Origin of the sequence: Fulvimarina uroteuthidis, assembly GCF_034321785.1 — a bacterium.
Taxonomy (GTDB): Bacteria; Pseudomonadota; Alphaproteobacteria; order Rhizobiales; family Rhizobiaceae; genus Fulvimarina; species Fulvimarina uroteuthidis.
Genome location: NZ_JAXLPB010000004.1, coordinates 430135 through 446929 on the forward strand (window position 1 = coordinate 430135; position 16795 = coordinate 446929).

Below are 16795 nucleotides of genomic sequence, written 5' to 3' on the forward strand. Positions count from 1 at the left end.
CACGTCTGTTCGCGATTCGATCCAGGCCCGTGGCCGGACGAAGGATCTGTCTGCCCCTCGATGAAGACCGGCAAGGCGTTCCCCTTCGGTGTTTTTCGGCCGCAAGGCCGGGATACGTCCCCGATCGAAGGCCGACGCTGCCCAGAGCCGCAACGGCCTTACAAGGCCGCGGTCTCCGCCGAAAGGGCCCGCGCCATGCCGTCGGTCATCATCGCCTCAAGCAAGGACAGGATGTTCGCCCGAACGCTCCGGTCCTCGGCGAACCGGCTGTCGAAGACGCCTCCAAGCGCCAGAAGGCCGGTCACGAGCCGGGATGCATCGCCTCCGGCTTGCTCGACCACCCGTGCGATCTGCGCCTCGCGCGGATCGCGTCGGTCGTAGGTTTCGCCGCTGTCGGTCCGGCCGAGGCAATAGCGCATCCAAGCCGCGACCGCGAAGGCGAAGGGGCGGATCGATTGGCCGCGCGACAGCGCGTCGAGCGCCGGGGCGACGATCCGCTGGGGCAGCTTTTCCGATCCGTCCATGGCGATCTGGTAGGTGCGGTGGGCGATCGACGGATTTTCGAACCGTTTTGCAAGCTCGTCCGCGTAGATCTTCAGATCAATGCCCGGAAGATCGGGCAGGGTATCGGCGGCGGCGGCGAGATGCCGGCGGACAAGAGCGCTGAGCGCCGCGTCCGTCATCACGTCGCGAACGTAGGCGTGGCCCGCGAGGAAGCCGGCGTAGGCGAGCATGGAATGGGCCCCGTTCAGCATGCGCAGCTTCATCCGCTCGTAAGGCGCGACATCGGCGACGAACAGGGCGCCGCCCGCTTCCCAGTCCGGCCGCCCCTCGCAGAACCGGTCCTCGATCACCCACTGGAAGAAGGGCTCGGTCTCGATCGCCGCCTCGTCGACGAGGCCGGTGAGGGACTCGGCCAGTTGCAGGGTCTCGACGGTCGCGGCGGGCGTGATCCGATCGACCATCGAGGAGGGAAACGCGACCTTCGCCGCGATCCTCTCCGCCAACTCTCCATCGAGCCGTCTTGCGAAGGCGACGACGCCCGTGCGCACGAGGTCGCCATTGTCCGGAAGATTGTCGCAGCACAGAACCGTGAAAGGCGCCGTTCCGGCGTCGAACCGCCGCCTGAGGCCTTCGACGACGAGGCCGAGAACACCGGTCGGCGCATGCGGGTTTTGGAGATCGGCGGCGATCGACGGATGGCTTTCGTCGATATCGCCCTGCGCGCGATCGATGCCATAGGCCTTCTCGGTCACCGTGAGGGAAACGATCTTGGTGGCGGGATCGGCGAGCGCGCCGAGGACCGGATCGATATCCCGGCTGGCGGCCATGACCTTGGCGACCGATCCGACGATCCGCGCTTTCGGGCCGCCCTGCCCTTTCTCGATCAGCGTGAAGAGGCCGTCCTGCGGTGCCATGGCATCGGCGATCTCGCTGGAACGCAGGCTGACGGCGGCGATCCGCCAGTCGCCGCCCTTCGAGGCGAGCGCGGCATCGGTGGCGACGGCCTGATGGGCGCGGTGGAACGCGCCGCAGCCCAGATGAACGATACCGACGCCATGGGCTGCCGGGTCGTAGGCCGGGCGCGCGACGTCCGGCGGACAGGTGCCGAGCGTGCCGAGAGACAGCCGGGTCATGGCCGCTCCCCCGCATAGGAGAGCCCGGCGATGACGCCGCGCAATTCCGCAAGTCCCTTCAGACGCCCGATCGCGGGATAGCCAGGCTGCGCCTTGCGCTTCAGATCGTCGAGAATGTCCTGGCCATGGTCGGGACGGAAGGGAATATCCGCATCCTCGCGACCGTCCGCCCGGCGCCGCTTCTCCTCCTTCAAGACCGCCGCGACGAGCGCGACCATATCGGTGTCGCCGGCCAGATGCTCGGCCTCGTGGAAGGAGGCGTAGAGCCCGTCCATCTCGCGCTTGGTGTTGCGCAGGTGCAGGAAATGGACCCGGTCGCCGAGCCGCTCCATCATTCCCGGCAGATCATTGTCGGCCCGCGCGCCAAGCGAGCCCGAACACAGCGTGATCCCGTTGGCCCGCAAGTCGACCGCCCGCAGGATCTCGCCGTAATGCGCCTCGGTCGACATGATGCGCGGCAGCCCCAGTAGCGAAAAGGGGGGATCGTCGGGATGGCAGCAAAGTCGCATGCCGAGCTCCTCGGCGACCGGTGCGACCTCCTCCAGGAAGGCGACGAGATGGCCGCGAAGTCGCGCCTCGTCGATCGCGGCGTACTCGGCCAGATGGTCGCGGACATCGGCAAGGCTGAAGCGTTCCGCCGCGCCGGGAAGGCCGAAGACCACGTTCTCCGCGATCTCCCGGCGGGCGTCCGTGTCCATGGCCGCGAAACGCTGCTTCGCAACGTCCACGATCTCGCTGTCGAAGCTCTCGGCGGCGCCGGGACGTTCCAGAATGAAGATGTCGAACGCCGCGAAATCGTAGATGTCGAACCGCATGGCGGTGCCGCCATGGCCGACGCGATGCTTCAGATCGGTTCGCGTCCAGTCGAGGACGGGCATGAAATTGTAGCAGACGGTCCTGATACCCGCGGCCCTTAGATTGCGAAGGCTCGCCTTGTAGCTTTCGATGTGCTCGCGCCATGGGCCGGTCTGCTTCTTGATGCTTTCCGACACCGGCAGGCTTTCGACCACATCCCAGGCAAGACCCGACGGGCTTCCATCGGGCCGCGAGGCGATCGCGCGCTGGCGCGCCTCGATCTCCCGTTCCGACCAGACATCGCCGGTCGGAACGTGATGCAGGGCCGAGACGACACCCTCGACGCCGGCCTGAAGCATATCCTCGATACCGACCTGATCGTTCGGCCCGAACCACCGCCACGTCTGCCGCATCCCGTTCTCCCGTTCGTCCTGGTTTCCATCCCCTTCCTAGCAGAGCAGTTCTATGTTGACTAGTATGGTAGTATGCGTCATAAGACCGTTCAGGAGGAATGCGCATGTCGATCACGCAAGCAGGGTTGATGGCCAGGTGGGACGACGGTCTTCCCGTCGGACCGCAGCTGCTCAAGGCTCTGCGCGCAGCGATCATCCAGAGCGAACTCAAGCCGGGCATACGCCTGTCGGAGCAGGACGTCGCGCAGCGCTTCGGTCTTTCGCGTCAACCTGTCCGCGAGGCGTTCATCCGTCTTGCCGATGAGGGCCTTCTCGAGATCAGGCCGCAGCGCGGCACGTTCGTCCGGCGGATCTCGCAGGACGCGGTGATGGATGGGCGCTTCATGCGCGAGGCGATCGAGGCCGATCTCGTGAAAGTCGTCGCGCACCAGTCCGACCGGGCGCTCGTCGCCGATCTGCGTCGGCTCGTCATGCAGCAAAGCGCGACCGCCGAAGGCGATGCGGTCGCGTTCATGCCGCTCGACGAAAGCTTCCACCGCCTCATCGCGGAGGCCGCCGGCCGCAGCCGCACCTGGAACGTCCTGCAACAGATCAAGGCGCAGATGGACCGGGTCCGGTTTCTGACGACGGCCGAATTTCCGAAAGGACGGCTGATCGCCCAGCACACCGCGATCGTGTCGGCGATCGAGGCCGGCGACGTCTCCGCAGCGGAGGATGCCATGCGCTCGCATCTGCGCAAGGTGCTTGTCGATCTGCCGGCGATCATGGCCGCGCATCCGGAATATTTCGAGCCGCCGACGCGCGATACGCCACGCTAGGCGGCTCGCGAACGCTCACACCATCAGCAAAACGGGAGGAACCATCATGCTGAAGACGCTTCTCAAACAATCCCTCGTCGCAGGCTGCACAGCACTGTTCCTGTCGGGCTCCGCGCTCGCTCAGGACATGACGCTGAAGCTCGGCCATCTCGCCAATGAGGACAACACCTGGCACAAGGCTTCCGTGAAGTTCGGCGAGGAGCTTTCGCGGCTGACCGACGGCCGGATCGCCGTCGAGGTCTATCCGAACGAATCCCTCGGCGCCGAAATGGACGTCATCAACGGGATGCAGCTCGGCACCGCCGACATGACGATCACCGGCGAGAGCCTGCAGAACTATGCGCCCATGGCAGCGCTTCTCGCCGTTCCCTACGCCTATCGCTCGCTGGAAGGCATGGACGAAGTCGCCAGCGGCGAGATCGGTGACAAGATCGAGGCCCAGATCATCGAGAACGCGCAGATCCGGCCGATCGCCTATTTCGCGCGTGGCCCGCGCAATCTCACCTCGAACCGCCCGATCACATCGCCGGACGAGCTGAACGGCCTGAAGCTGCGCGTGCCGAACGTGCCCCTCTTTGTCGATACCTGGCAGGCGCTCGGTGCGCAGCCGACGCCGATGGCGTTCTCGGAGGTGTTTACCTCGCTCCAGAACGGCACGATCGACGGCCAGGAAAATCCGCTCGCCTTGATCAATTCGGCGAACTTCGCGGAAGTTCAAAAGCATGTGAACCTGACCGAACATGTCCGCTCGTGGATCTATCTGACGATCTCCGAAATGGTCTGGAACCAGCTGTCGCAAGAGGATCAGCAGGCGGTCATGGAAGCGGCGCAGATCGCGCAGGCGTACGAGCGCGAGCTCTTCCTCGCCGACGAGGAACAGCTCGTCCAGACGCTGAAGGACAAGGGCATGACCTTCGTCGAGGTGGACAATGCCGCGTTCGCGTCGAAGGCCAGGGACGCGGTCCTCGCCAATGTCAACGACGAGATCAAGCCGACGGTGGAAGAGCTCTTCAACCGCTGACGCGGTCCGACCGGCGCTCCCTTTTTACGCGGCCGGAGCGCCGGTTCACCGACCGTCTTCAGGCGTGGACCATGCAACGACGCGGCGACGGATCGGATCGTCGATGCCGGCGTGCCGGCGCCGATGCCGAACACGACGACGCACGTTCCCGTCCCGATCCGTCCTCCTATCCGGGTGATCCCCCATGCTCGCCAAATTCGATCGTTTCCTGAGGGCCGCCTGCCGGATCGGCACGGGCGCCGCATTCGCCGTTCTGATCGTCGCCGTCCTGACGCAGGTGGCCGGGCGCTCGATCTTCAACGATTCCCCCGCATGGACCGAGGAGCTGACGCGCTTTGCGCTCCTCTGGCTGGTCGCCTTCGGAACCGGCCTGTCGCTGCAGTCCGGCGATCTCGTCAATGTGGACATCGTGCAGGAAAGCCTGCCCGAGAGACTGTCCTTTCGGCTTCGCATGATCGCCGCCGCGATCACCGCCGGCTTCTGCGCGCTTCTGATCTGGCCGGCCTGGTTCTACACGTCGATCGGCGTGCGCCAGACCTCGCCCGTCCTGACGATCCGGATGGACTTCATTCATATCAGCGTCCTCGTCCTTCTCGCACTTCTGGGCGTCTTCGCGCTCGTGCGGATCGCGAAAATGCTGACCGGCCAGAGCGACGGGCGTCCCGACGCCATGATTGACCTCGAACCCTGAACGGACTCTCATGGACCTCGCGATTCTCCTCGGCACCTTCGTTCTCGGCCTCGTCATGGGCCTTCCCGTCGCGGTCACGCTCGGCGTCGCCTCGCTCGCCTATCTTCTGGCCGCCGGCATCCCGCTCGTCGTCATCCCGCAGAAAATGTATGCGGGGATGGACGTCTTCGTGCTTCTGTCGATCCCGGGCTTCATCCTCGCCGGCAATCTGATGAACCATGGCGGCATCACGTCGCGCATCGTGCGCTTCGCCAACGCGCTCGTCGGCTGGCTGCGGGGCGGGCTCGGCCTGTCCAACGTCGCGGCCTCGATGCTGTTCGGCGGCATTTCCGGAACCGCGGTCGCCGATGCCGCCTCGATCGGCGGCGTCATGATTCCCGGCATGAAGAAGGCCGGCTATCCGGCGGACTTCTCCGCCGCCGTGACCGCCGCCTCCTCGACCGTCGGCCCGATCATCCCGCCCTCGGTGCCGATGATCATCGTCGGCTCGCTGTCCGGCATCTCCGTCGGGCGGATGTTCATGGCAGGCGCGATCCCCGGCATCCTGCTTGGTCTCGCCATGATGGTCACCGTCTACGTCATCGCCGTCAGAAAAGGGTTTCCGCGCCAGGAATGGCAGGGCATCGGCGAGCTCGGCCGCTCGTTTCTCGATGCGTTCTGGGCGCTCTTCATGACCGCGCTCATCGTCGGAAGCCTGTTGTCCGGCAAGGTGACACCGACCGAGACGGCGGTGGTCGCCAGCCTCTACGCCTTCATCGTCGGCGCATTCTTCTACCGCGAACTGCCGTTCAGGCTCGTGCCGAAGGTGATCGTCGATTCGGCCGTCGCCTCGGCGGCGATCCTGGCGCTCGTCGGCTTCGCCAACGTCTTCGGCTGGATCCTCGTTTCCGAGCGCATTCCGCAGGCCATCGCCGCCACCGTCCTGTCGGTGACGGACAACAAGTTCGTCGTCATCCTCCTCATCAACATCTTCCTGCTCTTCATCGGCATGTTCATGGAGACGATCGCGGCGCTCATCGTCCTGTTCGTCCCGCTTCTGGCCCTTGCGACGAGCGTCGGGGTCGACCCCTTGCATTTCGCGGTCTTCGCCGTCCTCAACCTGATGATCGGGTTGACGACACCGCCCGTCGGCGTCTGCCTTTTCGTCTGCGCCAACATCGCGCGTCTGCCGCTTGGCCCGGTCGTGAGGGCCATCACCCCCTTCATCCTGACCAATATCGGGATCCTCCTCCTCGTCTCCTACGTGCCGGCTCTGTCCACCTGGCTGCCATCCGTCCTTTTCGATTGAAAGACCCCATGACAACACGCGTCGCACGGCTCCACGCCAAACATGATATCCGCCTCGAAACGACCGAACCGGGCAAGCCGGGTCCGGGCGAGGTTCTCCTGGCCATGGGGGCCGGCGGCATCTGCGGCTCCGATCTCCATTACTTCCACGATGGCGGCTTCGGTCCGGTCCGCGTGAAGGAGCCGATCATTCTCGGGCATGAGGCGGCCGGAACCGTCGAGGCGCTCGGTGAAGGCGTGTCGGGTCTGACGGTCGGCCAGACCGTCGCCGTGAATCCGAGCCGGCCCTGCGGCGACTGCGAATATTGCCGCGAGGGCCTCCCCACCCACTGCCTGTCCATGCGCTTTTCCGGATCCGCCATGCGCTTTCCCCACGAGCAGGGCCTGTTTCGCGAGCGGATCGTCGTTCCGGCGGCCCAGTGCGTACCGCTCGGCGCGCATACGACGCTCGGCGAGGGAGCCTGCGCCGAGCCGCTGGCGGTCTGTCTTCACGCGGCCAAACGCGCTGGTGACCTGAAGGACAAGCGGGTGCTCGTCACCGGCGCGGGACCGATCGGCGTTCTTTGTGCCGCCGTCGCAGCGTCACGCGGGGCGGCCGAGATCGTCGTCACGGACCTCCAGTCCGCGCCTTTGGAGGTGGCGCGTGCGATGGGCGCGACGCGAACAATCAATGTTCTCGAAGAGCCCGATGCGATGGCTCTCTATGCCGCGGACAAGGGCCATTTTCACATCGCCTTCGAATGCTCGGCCGCAGCGCCCGCCCTCGCCTCTGCGATCGCCGCGGTGCGGCCCCGTGGCCGGATCGTCCAGGTCGGCGTCACCGGTGATCTTTCGATTCCGATCAACATGCTCGTCGGCAAGGAGATCGAACTCGTCGGCACGCAACGCTTCGACGAGGAGTTTGCCGAAGCCGTGGCAGCGATCGGGTCGGGCGCGATCCCGGTGGCGAAAATGGTCACGCACGCGTTCCCGCTCTCCGAACTCGGGCAGGCGTTCGCGATCGCGGGCGATCGCAGCAAGGCGGTCAAGGTGCATCTGCGGCTCGACCGCTCGCATGGCTGAGCCGCATCAATTCCTGTCCATCGGCGAATGCATGATCGAGCTGTCCGGCGGCGGCGCGCCCGATGCCTGGCGCATGGGCTTTGCCGGCGATACGCTGAACACGCTCTGGTACGCCAAGGCCGGCCTCGATCCCAAACAGGGGCCGGTTGCCTATCTCACCGCGCTTGGAACGGACGATTTTTCGGACAGGATTCTCGCTTTCCTGCGCGACAACGCAATTTCGGTCGATCTGATCCGCCGCGTTCCCGACAGGCGACCCGGCCTCTACATGATCGAACAGAAGCACGGCGACCGCCACTTCACCTACTGGCGGGAGCGCTCGGCCGCGCGTCGTCTCGCCGATGATCCGGTTCATCTGGACACGGCGATCGGAAGCGCGAAACTCGTCTATTTTTCCGGGATAAGCCTCGCGATCCTTTCGCCGCGGAAGCGAACCGACCTGATCGAGCGCCTCGCCGCAGCGCGCGCGAACGGACAGATCGTCGCCTACGATCCCAACATCCGCCCGGTCCTCTGGGAAAGCGGCGAGGCCATGCGGGAGACGATCATGCGCGGTGCAGGCGCCGCGTCGATCGTTCTTCCAAGTTTCGACGACGAGGCGGGAGCCTTCGGCGACGCGACCCCGGCTGACACGGTGGAGCGCTACCGCGCAATCGGCGCAGATATCGTCGCCGTGAAGAATGCCGGAGCACCGGTTCTTCTCGACGACCGGACGAGCCGGTCCGAAATCCAGACACGAAGCGACGTTCAGGTCCTCGATGCGACAGGCGCGGGGGACAGTTTCAACGGTGCCTTCCTTGCAGCCTACATCCGGACCGCCTCGGCATCCGAGGCCGCCCGGGCCGGCTGCGATATGGCGGCAAGGGTGATCGCCGTTCGTGGCGCACTGATGATGGACCTGTGAATAGGGGGCTGCCCGATGTGCGGGCCGCCCTGTCTGCGAGACGCTCGATCGCGGATTGCGAGGGCCCGCGCCTTTCCTGCGGATGAACGGCAAAAGGGCCTCGCCACGCGCATGCGCCCGACGACGACGGACCGCGGCTGATCCGATCGACCGGCCCCGACAGCCGGATGACCACCATGTCCGCGACGGTTCCGCCGCCCGCACATCCCCTCCAAGCGCAACCGGACCGCATCACCACCGTCACGGTGCGGAAAGCAATTCAAATCGACACGCATCGGTATAAGATCGAATGAGGATAAGACTTATCAGTATTACCTTCCTGGTGGGCGATGCCCGTCGATCCGGACGCCGCTTCTTGAAAATACACTTGTTCTGTTTCAAAATATTCTAATTCTCGTATACAATAAGTTTTCCCATTTTTTCGGGAACGAAACCAATTTTATCGGGTTCATCAATACGAAGCGCGTTTCATTTCATCGAAACGCAACATGATTCATATCAATATACGGAAGACACAGACCATGCGTAACATCTTCGTCGTCACACTCCTCGCTGGCTCGGCTCTGAGCGGTGCCGCCTTCGCACAAAGCAACACCGAAACGGACGCCACGTCTGAAGCCGACATCGTAGTCGAACCGACAGCCCCGACTGTCAGCGTCGATGTCCCGGAGCCGGACGTCTCGGTCGAACAGGCCGATCCGCAGGTTTCCGTCACGCAGCCGCAGCCGACGATCACGGTCGACCAGCCGGCACCGACGATCACCGTCGACATTCCGGCGCCGACCATCACGGTGCAGATGCCCGACCCGAACGTCAGCGTCGACATGGCACAGCCGCAGGTCTCCGTCGATCAGGGCGAGCCGAGCGTCTCCGTGAGCGATACGGACGAAGCCGCAGTCGCGACCGACGACGGTGCGGACCAGGCAAGCGTCACGATCGATGAGGGGAACGCCGACGTGCAGCTTCGCGAATCGGCGCAGCGCCCGACGATCAACTATCAGGGCGCAGAAGCGCAGGTGAACGTCACCGAGCAGGGTGAGCCGCGCATCATCTATCAGAACGCCGACGGCTCGCCGATGGCTGGCTCGGAAGACCAGGCTGACAGCAGCACATCGTCCGACAGCGCCGATCAGGCCGCCACCGCATCCGGCAACGAGCAGGATGCCGTGTTGACTGGCGAGGGGCAGGAAGCCCAGACGTCCGAGACCGATAATGAAACGACGGCCGTCAACTCGGCCTCGTCCGGCGAAGTTCAGCTGACGGTCGAGCAGATCACCGATTACGACGTGGTCGGCGCCAATGGCGAGACGCTGGGCGACATTGAGAGCGTCGTGGAAGTCGACAATCGCCTCTTTGCGGTGATCGGCTCCGGCGGTTTCCTCGGCCTCGGTGAGAAGCAGGTGGCCATTCCCCTGTCGTCGCTCGTCGCAACCGACGCCGGCATGGTCGCTCCGAACATCTCGGATTCCCAGGTCTCCGCTCTCGACGAGTTCAACGAAAGCGAATACCCGGCACTGGATTCCAACATGAGCATCACAGTGGGTCAGCAGTAAGCTTTCCCATCTGATGGCTTTGAAGGGCTGCCGGTCGATCCGGCAGCCTTTTTTGTGTCCGCAAATCGCTTTGCGTCGACGATCCGTTGGAGATCCCGAACCTCTCACCGGGCGCGCCGACCCCCCGGCCTGGAAGACGGAGCGGCCACCGTCGACGCGCCCATGAAAGGTCGTGACCGCGGCCATATGGGCGCCGCGCGGACCCGTACGGCGGCAGGGAACGGTTCCGGATGGCGGATCGCCGGTTCCCGCGCGCGGCCCGCGCGGGATCGATCGGCCGGTCGATGGAACGGCCGTGCATCGCCCCTGTTATCCAGACCGGTGTCGCGGAGCGGCGCGCGCTAGGATGTCAGGCGATCCAGAGGAAGATAGGGCTGATCCTTCACGGTCTGGATCGCGATATTGCTTCTGATATCCCGGACGCCGGGCGCCTTCAGCAACGCGCCGAGCAGCAGGCGTTCGTAAGCGTGCAGATCGGGGACGACGACCTGGAGAAGAAAATCGGCATCGCCCGACACGAGATGGCACGTCACGACTTCCGGCAACACGCGGATCGCCGCCCTGAAGGCTTCGGCCGCTTCGTCGTCATGGCGCTCGACCTTCACGTTGACGAACACGGTCAGTCCGAAACCGAGCGCGCTTCGATCGAGACTGGCATGATAGCCCCGGATGATCCCCTCACGTTCCAGGAGACCGACCCGCCTCAAGCAGGGTGACGCCGACAGTCCGACCTCCTCGGCCAGATTCACATTGGCGATCCGGGCGTTTTTCTGAAGGGCGAACAGGATTCGCCGGTCGATGGCGTCAAGCTTGATTTTTGGCATGATCGTCCGAACAGCACCTTGTTCCTGGCAGAAACCGCCATACGAAGACATGGCTTTGACAGTATTTGCAAGGACATTTCACCTGTTCGGGCGCTAGTCTGGGATCGTGCTCCGGCGGATTTCCGGTCCGTGGCAGCCGCGCGCCTGTGCGGCACGAAAACCGTGTCGGTTTCCGCGTCTCGAAGGCGGCGGCAGGCCTCTGGCTTGCCCGGCGCCGCCGCCGCGAGCACGAACGAGGAACGGGAGACCGAATTGACGAACGGCTTTGCCACGCGCGCGATCCATCACGGATATTCACCGCTCGATTATCATGGTGCTTTGAATCCGCCGGTCTTCCTCACCTCGACATACGCGTTCGAGCGCACCGCGACGGGCGGCGAGCGCTTTTCCGGCGAGACGCCCGGCTACATCTATGGCCGCATCGGCAACCCGACGGTGTCCGTCCTCGAACAGCGGCTCGCCGCCCTGGAAGGCGGAGAAGCCGCCCTCGCCACGGCCTCGGGTATGGGCGCCCTCACCGCGCTGATCTGGTCGATGCTGAGCCAGGGCGATCAGATCCTCGCCGACAAGACGCTCTACGGCTGCACCTTCGCCTTGCTCCAGCATCAGCTTCCGCGCTTCGGCATCTCGGTGCGCTTCGTCGACATGACCGATCCGACGGCGCTTGCGGCGGCCATGACGCCGGCGACGCGGATGGTCCTGACCGAGACCCCGTCCAACCCGAACATGCGGGTCGTCGACATCGCCGCGCTTGCGGACATCTGCTCGCGATCGGCTGCGACCTTCGTCGTCGACAACACCTATTGCTCGCCCTACCTCCAGCGCCCCCTGGCGCTCGGCGCCGACGTGGTCATCCATTCGGCCACGAAATATCTTGGCGGTCACGGCGATCTGCTGGCCGGCATGGTGGTCGGCTCGAAAGCAGTGGTCGATCGGGTGCGCACGGTCGGTTTGAAGGAGATGAACGGCGCCTGCATTTCCGCCCTGGACGCCTTCCTGGTCCTGCGCGGGTTGAAGACCCTGACCCTGCGGATGGATCGGCACTGCGAGACGGCGATGTGCCTGGCCCACGACCTCGAGGCGGCGCCTCAGGTGGCGCGGGTTTTCTATCCCGGCCTCGACAGTCACCCCCAGCATGCGCTGGCGGGCCGCCAGATGAAGGCATACGGCGGAATGATCGCCCTGGAGCTGAAAGGCGGGCTGGCCGCCGGTGTCGCCTTCATGGATGCGCTCGAGGTCGTCACACGCGCGGTCAGCCTGGGCGACGCCGAGACGCTCGTCCAGCATCCCGCCAGCATGACACACGCGACCTATTCGCCCGCGGAGCGTGCCCATCATGGCTTTACCGACGGGCTGGTAAGGCTTTCGGTCGGCTTGGAAGACTATGTCGATCTGCGCGACGATCTCATGAACGGCTTGGCAATGGTCAGCCGTTACGAACAGGGTGCCTGACCCATGGCGAAACGCACAACCCCTTCCCATCCCGGTTCCGCTCTGGACACCATCGGAAACACGCCGGTGGTGGAGCTGACACACGTCGTGCCGGAAGGTGCCGGCCGGGTCTTCGTCAAGCTGGAATGTTTCAACCCGACCGGGTCCTACAAGGACCGCATGGCCCGCACGATCATCGAAGGCGCCGAACGGCGCGGCGATCTGCGTCCCGGCGTGACCGTGGTCGAGGCGAGCGGCGGCAGCACCGGATCGTCGCTGGCCTTCGTGTGCGCGGTGAAGGGTCATGCGTTTCACCTGGTGTCGTCCAACGCGTTCGCCCGCGAGAAGCTGGCCACGGTCAAGGCGTTCGGCGCGACGGTCGAACTGATCAACAGTCCGACCGGACAGATCACGGCCGACCTGATTCCGCGCATGATCGAGCGGGCGCGGGAGTTGAGCCGGGACGAGGGCTACCTGTTCACCGACCAGTTCACCAATTCCGACTCGCTCGAAGGCTATCGCGGCATCGGGCAGGAACTCCTCGACCAGGTGCCCGGCGACATCACCGCCTTCTGCGGCGCTGTCGGTATCGGCGGAATGCTGGTGGGGACCGGGCAGGTGCTGAAGGCCGCCGGCGCGGACACGAAGATCGTGCTGCTGGAGCCCGCATCGTCTCCCGTGTTCACCGCCGGCGTGCCGGGCACGCATCATGTCGAGGGCATCGGCATCGGCTTCGTGCCCGCGCTTCTGAACGAGCACCCCGTCTATGACGAGGTCCGGGCGATCGACGAGACCGAGGCCCGTGCGATGTGCAGGCGGCTTGCGGGGGAAGAAGGCATCTTCGCGGGCACGTCGACCGGCTTGAACGTCGTGGCCGCGGTCGCGCTCGCCAAGGAGTTGGGGCCGGACGCGACGATCGTGACGGTCGCCTGCGATTCCGGTCTCAAATATCTGAACGGGTCGCTTTACAGTTGACGCCGACGCAAGGCCGGAGAACCCGCCGATAAGGCCCGGTCGAGACGGCGTCTTCGAAGCCCGGGCGCGGTCGGCGGTTTCGATGCCGCCCGTCAGCCTGGATGCGCGGCCGTCCGGTCGGACCGGGCGTCGACCTGACGCGGGTGCGCGAGCGCCGCGTCAGCTTCGCGTCTGTTTCGTTCGGTCAGCTTCGATCCCGCGATGAGTTGAAGCCTGCCGACGCCCAATAATCGCCCCGGACGGCAGATGGTCCAGACCCGAACATGCTTCGAACTTTATCATTTGTTAGCGTCTTTCTAGTTAGAGCTTTGCTATCGAAAACGGGTGAGTGTCATGACAAAGCGATCCGGTTCCATAGCAAAAAAGTTGGTCGTCTCCACAGGCGCGGCGATCGCGACGATCGTCCTGGCCTATACCGGCTTCAATGCCTGGCGGGCCATCGACAAGACCGAGGACGCCGTCATGGCGCTCGCGTCCGAAAAGGCGGCCCAGGTTGCCCAGAGGACGGCTGTCGACATTTCCCAGGCGACGGCGGCTGGCGCGGCTCTCGCCGGCACCTTGTCCGGCTACCTCGCGCAGGGAACCCCGGACCGGGCCGAGATCGTCGCCATGCTGGAAACGGTCGCCCCCCAGTACAAGAATATCTATGGCGCCTGGATGGCCCATCTGGTCGATACGCCCGAGGCCGATATCGTCCCCGGCGATCTGGCGAACAATGCCGAAGGCATCTTCACGCCCTATTGGACCAAGAACGACCAGGGCGGCGTCGAATTCTCAACCTTCTCGATCAAGACCGGGAACGAATATTACGCAGCACCGCTGACGTCGGGACAGAGCGTCGTCACATCGCCCTATCTTACGCCGACGAAATCGATCCTGACCTCCGTCTCCGTGCCGGTGCGCGTCGACGGGAGGATCGTCGGCCTGACCGGCGTCGACATCAGGCTCGACGAATTGAACGCCGTGCTGGGGGCCATGGTCCCGTTCGAGGGGGGCGAGGTCAGGCTCCTGGCCAACAATGGCAACTGGCTGGTCAATTCCGACAGGACTCAGTTGATGGAACCCTATGCCGGGCTGGGAAGCGACAAGGTCCGGACCGCTCTCGACAGCGGCGAGATGCAGGTCATCGAGGGCTTGCCGGATGGCACGGTGCGGCTGGTCTATCCCTTCACCGCGCCGGGCATGAACACGACATGGGCGGTCGTTCTCGACGTGCCATCCGCGGTGTTCACCGCTCCGGTCTGGAGCGAGATCAAGAACACGGTCCTCGGCGGCGTCGTGATCCTGCTTGTCGCCCTGCTCGTGATCATCCTGGTCTCGCGCGGCTTGATCGGAAGGCCCTTGTCGCGCATTCTGGCGGGCGTCGAAACCATGATCCGCGGCGATTACGCCAAGGAGATCGAAGGCACCGGCCGGTCGGACGAACTGGGAACGCTGGCAAGCGCCCTCGAGAAATTTCGCCACGATTTGGCGAATGGCGAATTGGTCAAGCTCGAGCAGGATCAGCTGCAGAAACGCGTCGAGAGCGAGCGCGAACGGCAGACCAATATCGATAATTCCAAAGCCGAGGATCTTCGCCACTTCGTCCACCTCGTCGAGGCCGGCTTCAACCGGCTGTCGACCGGCGATCTGACCGTCCGGATGGACGAGGCCGTCTCGCCGGATTTCGAGCCGATCCGGTCGAAATTCAACGAAAGCGTCGGCCAGCTCGAAGAGACGATTGCCGTCGTGATCGGCTCGGTGCAGAGCATCCGCAGTGGCCTTGCAGAGATTTCCGTCGCCTCCAACGATCTTGCCCAGCGCACCGAGCAGCAGGCCGCGTCGATCGAAGAGACGGTTGCCGCCCTGTCGGAGGTCAGCCAGGGCGTCGGCCAGACGGCGCGCAAGTCCGGCGATGCGCGCAAGACGGCCGCGTCGGCCTTGGAGAAGGCCAGGGAAGGCGGAGCGATCGTCGGCCGCGCCGTCAAGGCGATGGAGGAAATCGAGAGCTCTTCGAGCAAGATCAACGAGATCATCAGCGTGATCGACGAGATCGCCTTCCAAACCAATCTCCTGGCCCTGAATGCGGGCGTCGAGGCGGCGCGGGCCGGCGAAGCGGGCAAGGGCTTTGCGGTCGTCGCCCAGGAAGTCCGGGAACTGGCTCAGCGCTCGGCACGCGCGGCCAAGCAGATCAAGGAGCTGATCTCGAAGTCGCGTGACCAGGTCGGCACGGGTGTCGAACTGGTCACGGCCTCGGGCACATCCCTGGAGGAAATCGTCGCCGAGGTGAACATGATGTCCGAGGTGATCTCCAGCATCGCCGCTGCGGCCGACGAACAGGCGACGTCGCTTCGCGAGGTCAACAGCACGGCCGATCACATGGACAAGGTCACCCAGCAGAACGCGGCAATGGTCGAGGAGACCACGGCCGCCACCACGAACCTTCAGAGCGAGACCAATTTGCTGGGTGCTGCGGTCGAAGGCTTCAATGTCTCCCGCCACACCGCCAAAGCAGCGCCCGCCGCGCCCTCAAGGCCCGGCCCGGTCGCGGCGAATGCCGGCCACAAGCCGTCCGGAAGCCCGGTCCACGCCATGCAGCAGCGTTTGACCCAGGAGACCAGACGGGGGCATCCTGCGCCGATCGCGTCCGGAGCGAACGCGGTTGACCTGAACTGGGACGATTGAGCCGGGTAGAGTTCGATCGCGCCGATCGGACACCGGTTCGAAGATCGGACCGGCCGTCGGAGCGATCGCACGCTCTCGAACATCGACGCGTCGGTGCGTCGGTGCGTCGGCGCGTGAACGCCAGCCTTGCCGCAACGCCCTTCGAACGCCCCTGCGTCGAGGCGTTGCACGCGTCTGACGCGCGACCGCGACTGCGGCGCGGCGCGGCGGGATCGTCCCGACAGCGGCGACACGCAACCTGCCGGCGCCGGCCATCCGAACGAAACGAACGGGCTTGCGCGGCAGTCCGCCATCCGGATCGCGCGAGCCCGGATCGTCTCCTGCGGAGAAAGTCCGGCCATTCCGTCGACCTTAACCGAAGTGATTATCGGTTTCCACACGAATTGCGGATATAATACCACTTCTAATCCCTCTTTCTCGTTGCGGAACGATCATGTCGACATCACTGTCCCGCCATCTGGGCCGATATCGTCTTGCGAAAGGCGGCAACGTCGCCTTCATATTCGCGCTCGTTCTGCCGATCTTGGTGACGGCCGTCGGCGGGGCGGTGGATTACGGAGCCTTCGCCATGCGCAAGGGCAGTTCGCAACATGCGGCTGTTGATTTCCAAGCGGAACTGACCCGGGTTTTCCATCGAGAAGTGACCCGGCTTCAGTTTACTTTGAGAGGGTCATGTCTGGGTCAAGGGATGTGCGTTCTCCTTCTTCGTGCGGTTGACGA

14 protein-coding genes are annotated in these 16795 nt (G+C 64.7%); 11 read left to right on the forward strand and 3 right to left on the reverse strand.

The features are described from left to right. Nucleotides 1–158 precede the first annotated feature (158 nt). Together U0C82_RS14240 and uxuA are read right to left on the reverse strand one after the other, a co-directional pair. Nucleotides 159–1637, reverse strand: coding sequence for a mannitol dehydrogenase family protein (locus U0C82_RS14240; RefSeq protein WP_322187815.1), 1479 nt, complete (start codon nucleotides 1635–1637; stop codon nucleotides 159–161). After that, entirely contained in the window at nucleotides 1634–2845 is a 1212-nt protein-coding gene (gene uxuA / locus U0C82_RS14245; RefSeq protein ID WP_322187816.1) for a mannonate dehydratase, read from the reverse strand. Before uxuA ends, U0C82_RS14240 begins: the two co-directional genes overlap by 4 nt. A 104-nt stretch (nucleotides 2846–2949) precedes the next feature. Here uxuA and U0C82_RS14250 point away from each other — a divergent pair, with 104 nt between their 5' ends. The 7 genes from U0C82_RS14250 to U0C82_RS14280 all read left to right on the forward strand — a co-directional run bounded on the left by U0C82_RS14250 (nucleotide 2950) and on the right by U0C82_RS14280 (nucleotide 10181). Then, on the forward strand, nucleotides 2950–3663 hold the full coding sequence (locus tag U0C82_RS14250; RefSeq protein ID WP_322187817.1) for a GntR family transcriptional regulator: 714 nt from the start codon (nucleotides 2950–2952) through the stop codon (nucleotides 3661–3663). Nucleotides 3664–3709: 46 nt separating this feature from the next. Then, complete coding sequence (locus U0C82_RS14255; protein ID WP_322187818.1) at nucleotides 3710–4684, forward strand: TRAP transporter substrate-binding protein; 975 nt, start codon at nucleotides 3710–3712, stop codon at nucleotides 4682–4684. A 184-nt stretch (nucleotides 4685–4868) separates the two neighbouring features. Further along, nucleotides 4869–5375, forward strand: coding sequence for a TRAP transporter small permease (locus U0C82_RS14260; RefSeq protein ID WP_322187819.1), 507 nt, complete (start codon nucleotides 4869–4871; stop codon nucleotides 5373–5375). Nucleotides 5376–5385: 10 nt separating this feature from the next. Beyond that, complete coding sequence (locus U0C82_RS14265; RefSeq protein ID WP_322187820.1) at nucleotides 5386–6663, forward strand: TRAP transporter large permease; 1278 nt, start codon at nucleotides 5386–5388, stop codon at nucleotides 6661–6663. Nucleotides 6664–6671: 8 nt separating this feature from the next. Then, nucleotides 6672–7724 (forward strand): L-idonate 5-dehydrogenase, encoded by a 1053-nt coding sequence (locus U0C82_RS14270; RefSeq protein ID WP_322187821.1) that lies wholly within the window; start codon nucleotides 6672–6674, stop codon nucleotides 7722–7724. Next, nucleotides 7717–8628 carry a sugar kinase gene (locus tag U0C82_RS14275; protein ID WP_322187822.1) on the forward strand — a complete coding sequence of 304 codons (912 nt, stop codon included), beginning with the start codon at nucleotides 7717–7719 and terminating at the stop codon, nucleotides 8626–8628. Before U0C82_RS14270 ends, U0C82_RS14275 begins: the two co-directional genes overlap by 8 nt. 521 nt (nucleotides 8629–9149) lie before the next feature. Continuing rightward, complete coding sequence (locus U0C82_RS14280; RefSeq protein ID WP_322187823.1) at nucleotides 9150–10181, forward strand: PRC-barrel domain-containing protein; 1032 nt, start codon at nucleotides 9150–9152, stop codon at nucleotides 10179–10181. A 341-nt stretch (nucleotides 10182–10522) separates the two neighbouring features. Here the strand turns inward: U0C82_RS14280 and U0C82_RS14285 are convergent, their stop codons facing one another. Next, nucleotides 10523–11005, reverse strand: coding sequence for an Lrp/AsnC family transcriptional regulator (locus U0C82_RS14285; RefSeq protein ID WP_322187824.1), 483 nt, complete (start codon nucleotides 11003–11005; stop codon nucleotides 10523–10525). A 204-nt stretch (nucleotides 11006–11209) separates the two neighbouring features. On the opposite strand from U0C82_RS14285, the gene megL reads away from it, so the two are divergent. The 4 genes from megL to U0C82_RS14305 all read left to right on the forward strand — a co-directional run. Further along, a complete protein-coding gene (gene megL / locus U0C82_RS14290; protein WP_322187825.1) occupies nucleotides 11210–12457 on the forward strand; it encodes a methionine gamma-lyase in 1248 nt (415 codons plus the stop codon). 3 nt (nucleotides 12458–12460) lie between these two features. Continuing rightward, the gene (locus U0C82_RS14295; protein WP_322187826.1) at nucleotides 12461–13411 is read left to right on the forward strand and encodes a PLP-dependent cysteine synthase family protein; all 951 of its coding nucleotides are present in this window, start codon (nucleotides 12461–12463) and stop codon (nucleotides 13409–13411) included. 366 nt (nucleotides 13412–13777) lie between these two features. Beyond that, nucleotides 13778–16075, forward strand: coding sequence for a methyl-accepting chemotaxis protein (locus U0C82_RS14300; protein WP_322187827.1), 2298 nt, complete (start codon nucleotides 13778–13780; stop codon nucleotides 16073–16075). Between the two features lie 433 nt (nucleotides 16076–16508). After that, nucleotides 16509–16795: TadE/TadG family type IV pilus assembly protein (locus U0C82_RS14305; RefSeq protein ID WP_322187828.1), on the forward strand; the 287-nt coding region annotated here is incomplete at its 3' end.